The 5,672-nt window shown below is 45.0% G+C and carries 7 protein-coding genes; 2 read left to right on the top strand and 5 right to left on the bottom strand.

Going from position 1 to position 5,672, the window contains the following annotated elements:
• On the top strand, positions 1-1,169 hold a 1,169-nt coding region (gene purT, locus BCT81_RS21355; RefSeq protein ID WP_102425755.1), incomplete at its 5' end, for a formate-dependent phosphoribosylglycinamide formyltransferase.
• Positions 1,170-1,261: 92 nt separating this feature from the next.
• Here the strand turns inward: purT and BCT81_RS21350 are convergent.
• Positions 1,262-1,915 (bottom strand): thiopurine S-methyltransferase, encoded by a 654-nt coding sequence (locus BCT81_RS21350; RefSeq protein ID WP_102425754.1) that lies wholly within the window; start codon positions 1,913-1,915, stop codon positions 1,262-1,264.
• Positions 1,916-2,238: 323 nt separating this feature from the next.
• On the opposite strand from BCT81_RS21350, the gene BCT81_RS21345 reads away from it, so the two are divergent.
• Positions 2,239-3,018 carry a RelA/SpoT domain-containing protein gene (locus BCT81_RS21345; protein WP_102425753.1) on the top strand — a complete coding sequence of 260 codons (780 nt, stop codon included), beginning with the start codon at positions 2,239-2,241 and terminating at the stop codon, positions 3,016-3,018.
• Positions 3,019-3,115: 97 nt separating this feature from the next.
• Here BCT81_RS21345 and BCT81_RS21340 read toward each other — a convergent pair whose 3' ends face one another.
• The 4 genes from BCT81_RS21340 to BCT81_RS21325 are packed head-to-tail and all read right to left on the bottom strand — an operon-like array spanning position 3,116 to position 5,515.
• Positions 3,116-3,547 (bottom strand): cytochrome c, encoded by a 432-nt coding sequence (locus BCT81_RS21340; RefSeq protein ID WP_102425752.1) that lies wholly within the window; start codon positions 3,545-3,547, stop codon positions 3,116-3,118.
• Positions 3,547-3,978, bottom strand: coding sequence for a cytochrome C (locus BCT81_RS21335; protein WP_102425751.1), 432 nt, complete (start codon positions 3,976-3,978; stop codon positions 3,547-3,549). Before BCT81_RS21335 ends, BCT81_RS21340 begins: the two co-directional genes overlap by 1 nt.
• An 8-nt stretch (positions 3,979-3,986) precedes the next feature.
• Complete coding sequence (locus BCT81_RS21330; RefSeq protein ID WP_102425750.1) at positions 3,987-5,213, bottom strand: sulfite oxidase; 1,227 nt, start codon at positions 5,211-5,213, stop codon at positions 3,987-3,989.
• Positions 5,213-5,515, bottom strand: coding sequence for a c-type cytochrome (locus BCT81_RS21325; RefSeq protein ID WP_102425749.1), 303 nt, complete (start codon positions 5,513-5,515; stop codon positions 5,213-5,215). Before BCT81_RS21325 ends, BCT81_RS21330 begins: the two co-directional genes overlap by 1 nt.
• Positions 5,516-5,672: the final 157 nt, after the last annotated feature.

Genomic DNA, 5,672 nt, shown 5'->3' with positions numbered 1-5,672 from the left:
GTACTGCTACTCGTGAAAATGCTACTCGTGTACTTCTATTAGGTTCAGGTGAACTTGGCAAAGAAGTGGCTATCGAGTGCCAACGTTTAGGTTTAGAAGTTATTGCTTGTGACCGTTATGCAGATGCGCCGGCTATGCAAGTTGCGCATCGCAGCCATGTATTAGACATGTTAGATGGCGATGCACTTCAAGCCATCATTGAACTAGAAAAACCAGATTACGTGGTGCCTGAAATTGAGGCTATCGCCACCAGCAAGTTGGTAGAGCTTGAAGCTCAAGGCTTGAATGTCGTTCCAACAGCTAACGCCACTAAGCTAACGATGAACCGTGAAGGTATTCGTCGCCTGGCAGCAGAAGAACTAAAGCTAAGCACATCCCCTTACCGCTTTGCAGACACCTTTGAAGACTTCGCTGCCGCAGTTGAATTTGTCGGTATGCCTTGCGTTGTGAAACCAGTAATGAGTTCTTCAGGCAAAGGCCAAAGCGTTATCAAAACCGAAGAAGATATCCAGAAGTCTTGGGACTACGCACAAGAAGGCGGTCGTACTGGTGCGGGTCGTGTGATCGTTGAAGGTTTCATCGACTTTGATTATGAGATCACTCTTCTAACCGTTCGCGCCGTCGACGGTGTCCATTTCTGTGCACCTATCGGCCACCGCCAAGAAGATGGTGATTACCGCGAATCATGGCAGCCACAAATCATGTCAGACAACGCTCTAAAAGCTGCACAATACACAGCAGAGCAAGTGGTTAATGCTTTAGGCGGTCATGGTATCTTTGGCGTAGAGTTGTTCGTTAAAGGTGACCATGTGATCTTCAACGAAGTATCCCCTCGCCCACACGATACTGGCTTAGTGACTTTGATGTCTCAAGACTCATCAGAATTCGCGCTGCACGTACGTGCATTTACAGGTATGCCAATCAAATCAATTACTCAGTATGGCCCATGTGCGTCTGCAGTAATCCTTGGACAAGGCACATCAACGAACATCCGTTTTGAAGGCCTTGCGGAAGCGCTAGATGCACCACAAACACAAGTTCGCCTGTTTGGTAAGCCAGACATCGATGGTCGTCGTCGCCTTGGTGTTGCACTAACACGCCGTAAGAGCACAGAAACCGCTATTGAAGATGCAATCACCAGCGCATCTAAAGTTAAAGTGATTTACTAAGTAGGCTTTCACACATGAAGTCTTAACGATCAAAAAGACGGGCCATGAGCCCGTCTTTTCATTGGTGTTATCTTTTCGAAAGCAAACTGAGCTTAGACTTCCGACTCAATCAAGTACACTTCCTCACTGAATCGAGACAAACCTTTCTTAGCAATCTTAGGGTGCTCGTGGTCTGCAATGTCTTGGTTCAATAACGTAATCTTGTAACCCGCAAACAACTGATCGATTTCTAGTTTAGGTACGCTAAACGGAGGGCCTGCCATTTCATCTTGGTCGTAGTCTAGCGTTACAAGCAGGATCTTGCCGCCAGGCTTCAATAACTGCTTCAAGCGTTCTACATATTGCACTCTCATCTCAGCAGGCAAAGCAACTAAAGAAGCACGATCATAAATAATATCGACCGGCTGAATTGGCGCAGTGAAGTAATCCCCAGTGTAAACACTCAACTCATCAAACTGATAAAGCTCATGTTGGCCGTTAATTTGAGTTACGGTTGGCGTGTAGAAATGCTCAGAGAAAAAAGCTCGAACCGCAATCTGACTCAATTCCACACCTTGAACGTCTTCATGTTTAGACGCTAGCCAAATCAGGTCTTCACTCTTGCCACACAAAGGAACAAATACACTCTTCTCATAGCTAGGGTCAGTTGCTTTCCAGAACTCAACTAAAAGCGGGTTTACATCTTCAAGGTGGAAACCAATTTGGTTGGCTGCCCATTTATTGTGCCAAAATTCAGGATTATTCATCTTTCGTTCATGTTAAACAGTCATAATGCAAGGGTACAGTATAGAGAAGTAAGAGCAACCTTAGCTTGGCTTAAAGTGCCAAATTGGTTTCGAGTAACACCAGAAACTGGCTAGGTTCAAAGTTCTTAAAATTGCGGAACAAACGCTTGGATTATTTGTCTATATGTTCACATTTTAAAGCAATATTAAACGTTAGAGTTGGTTTCTGTCTTAACTAGCCCCATTTAATATGTAGTGAGTTTAGTTAAGCTTTTTTACTCTTATGCGTTACTGGTTACCCCTTTTAACTATCCGTTTTTGTAACCTTGTATTTTGGAGTTTGAATGAGTGTATTTCTCCGTACGACGGCCCTAATGCTTCTAGTATTGAGCCGAGCGCCTGCATTCGCAGCAGCACCTGTTTCAACGAGTTCAACTGAACAATCGCGCACAGCGTCTTCGCAAAACCAAGTTTCATCAAACGTATTCCGCCACAGCCTAAGCGGCCTATATGGCATCAAGGCATTCGACTCGCGTCCAACTCAGCCTTATACCGACTTCGACATCCTTTACAGCAAAGCTCACCAAGCGCAAGCAGAGCTAGAGACAATCTGTAAAAGTACTGCTCTTCTCACTAATTCAGATGCCCTATTCGCTGGTGTTAAATCTCAAGCTCGCGCTCAAGAGAAAATTGAATTAGAACTGGATGGTGACAACACAAGAATTACCGACCTAGCTCGCGCAACAATCATCGCTAATGATGTAGAAAGCTTAGTTGAAGTGTACGAAGCACTGAGCCGTGAAGCGGACGTGGTAAAAGTGAAAAACAAGTTTAAGTCACCAGCTGATTCTGGCTACCGTGACCTTAACTTACTGGTTCGCTTACCAAAAACTAACATGATCGCCGAGGTTCAACTTCACTTAAAAGCGATAGCGGATGTGAAAAGTGGTCCTGAACATGAGCTATACGAGATCATTCAAGGTATTGAGCGCCATGCCATTGCTGAAAAGCGCCCAATCAACGACATTGAAGCTGCACAAATCAATAGCCTGAGACGCCAATCTTTAGAGCTGTACCAACAAGCATGGCAACCATACATTACAACCCATATTAAAGCGGCATAACCCCAACCTTACCGCTACTACAAAACAAAAACGAACAAGGGCTGCACTCGCAGCCCTTTTTAATTTCAGCGTATCTTTGAGCAATCATAAGTGAACGCTATTTGTGGTAATACTCCTGTGAGCGTTCATACAAGTCCAACGGCTTTAAGGTGCTATAGAAAGCAGCGATATCCTGTAAATCCTTATCAGATAGAGACTTCACGACTGACTGCATATATAAGTCCTGACGTGCATCACTTTTAAAATCACGCAATTGTTTAAGGATGTAGCTGGATTTTTGCCCTTTAATATTTGGGTAAGTCTGCACGAAAGGAATGATCTTATCACCGTGACACTGGCTACATAGGTTGTTAACGAGCTTTTCACCTGCCATCAGGCTCGGTATATAAGGTTCTGTTTTGTCACTTTGTACTGTCAGCTTTGGTGAAACCTTTCCCACCGTTTCAGTGTTTTCGTCAGTGCATGCGGAGAGTGACATCATAGCAACAGTCGACGTTACCAATAGCAGCGTGAACTTAGTTAGATTCATTATTGCTCTCCCGGCATAGGCGGCATCAGAGCGCTATCAATAGGTTTGCGTCGATACTTGTTCATGTCGATCCCTTTGTCTTGATAGTAGGTACTCAGATAGTCCAGTACTGGGTCCCATGTATCAGACAAGTCCCATAGCCCCTGCGTGTCTACCATCCATTGAATCGTTTCACGCCATTGCTCTCGGGTACCACTGTTCTGAGCCACAATAAGACTCGTGTGGCACGCATTACATTGGCCTTTCACTAGCTCCCACCCCGGAGCCATGATTAAACCTGAACTCTTATCTACCCCATAGAAAGCCTTTGGGTTATCCGGTACTTCATCGGCATGAACAAGCATTGAGGTTAACAAGCTACAGACCAGCGCCGCCCTCATAATGTCTTTACGATAAGAGCGCTTGTTGTTCTGAGTTGAATTATCACACATGGCTTTCCTCACGAAACTCTTACCGCAACTCTATGGCAACCATTAAACAGATACCCTTTTGGGTTCCATTGTGGTTGAACAACAGGCTGGCTATCACCTTCACTATCCGTGGCCTTCGCCCAGATCTCATAATAACCTGTCATAGGAAGTTCTAGATCGGCTTCCCATTGCTGCCACGCGCCCTTGTTTACCGGTTTATTCAGCTTAGCATCGTGCCAAGTGGTACCGTAGTCATAACTGATTTGGAGCTTCTCGACGGTTCTCAGCCCGGCCCACGCGTGACCGCTCACTTTGACCTTTTTACCAAGCGCAAACTCAGTGCAACTCTTTGGCGAGGTAATTAGCGACTTCACAATCATCTCTTCAATGATTTTAAAATCCTTGTTTTCTACTTTTTCACCAGGCGCGATTGGGTGCTTAGGCACTTGATAAGCGGGTGCTGCCATTTTATGGCCATCATGCACTTTATTACGGATACTGATACCCGTGGTGCACTTTTGAGAGACAGAAGCTGGGCGTCCTCCAAATACCGTTCTCAGTGGGAAACCGTGAAGATATGGAATAGGTTCGCCATTCATTTCCCATGCAATCAAAGCGTTGTCAGTCATTGCGGCTTCAATCGGTACACCACGTGAGATGGCCTCACCTTTGCCGCTTAAGTGCTTATCGAAACCATGGTTGCCCACGTAAATCGCGTCATCTTTAATACCACAGTCTTTTAGCACATCACTAAGCAACACACCTGTCCACTGTGCGCAGTACACGCCTGCGTTGTTCCACTGATTGCCTTTTGTGCTTGGGTAAAAGTTATTGCGGCTGTTGCCACCACACTCCAATACTAGACTTTGAGTGTGATGCTTAAATTTCGATTTGAGTTCCGCTATTGTGTAAGTTTTACTCTGTTTTACAGACTCCCCTTTCACTTCGAACGTCCAAGTATCCGGGTCCATTTTATTGAAATCTGGCATTAAACCATTCCATCGAACAAATGGAACATTGGCAGGCGTAACAACGGGCGCAAGCATGCTTTCTGGCGGATAAGCATTCAAAGGGTTGGTATTTAAAACGGTATAATAATCCGGCAAATCTTCTGCTTTTGCCCACGTTAACGTATTGATATCTAAAGCATCTAAACCTTCAGGGCGATTAGCTGCGAACACCCAAGAGACCGGCAACGCAGACGCCGCGGTTGCAGTTAACGCAGCTTTCAGGAACTGTCTTCTATCTAAACTCATTATTGCGATCCTTTGTGATTCAGTGTGTAAAAGTAAGTGGCAAGCTGCTCAATATCTTGCTCAGACAAAAGCTGGGCGACTTTAGACATGGTTTTATCGGAACGTTCTCCACTCTTAAAAGCCGTGAGCTGTTCAACCACGTAAGGCTTGTTCTGCCATTTCAGGTTCGGAATAGAAGGAAAAGAAGTGTCTTGAGTACTGCCATGACAAGCGACGCACATATTGGCAATTTGTTGGTAATCGGCTGCTTGGCCTATCGCGGGAAATAAAAGCAATACCCAAGCTAAAGCGGCTTTTCGCACACATCCTCCTAAGATCTGGATCAAAAAATCAGTTTGATCGGTCATAAAGTGGACGCATTACAGCAAATAGAGCGGTGTATTTAAATTCAATTAGAATTAACTACCGTTAAGGAGAACTGAACGCTGATGAGAAATCGTGCGAGATACGAGATACGAG

The organism is Vibrio sp. 10N.261.52.A1, assembly GCF_002876325.1.
Lineage (GTDB): Bacteria > Pseudomonadota > Gammaproteobacteria > Enterobacterales > Vibrionaceae > Vibrio > Vibrio chagasii.
This window is presented reverse-complemented; position numbering and strand designations above follow the sequence as displayed.

Bases quoted from the DNA above. Each gene is read 5' to 3' on its own strand.
- BCT81_RS21350 (WP_102425754.1), bottom strand. From the start codon at position 1,915: ATGAATAATCCTGAATTTTGGCACAATAAATGGGCAGCCAACCAAATT.
- BCT81_RS21345 (WP_102425753.1), top strand. From the start codon at position 2,239: ATGAGTGTATTTCTCCGTACGACGGCCCTAATGCTTCTAGTATTGAGC.
- BCT81_RS21335 (WP_102425751.1), bottom strand. From the start codon at position 3,978: ATGTGTGATAATTCAACTCAGAACAACAAGCGCTCTTATCGTAAAGAC.
- BCT81_RS21330 (WP_102425750.1), bottom strand. From the start codon at position 5,213: ATGAGTTTAGATAGAAGACAGTTCCTGAAAGCTGCGTTAACTGCAACC.
- BCT81_RS21340 (WP_102425752.1), bottom strand. From the start codon at position 3,547: ATGAATCTAACTAAGTTCACGCTGCTATTGGTAACGTCGACTGTTGCT.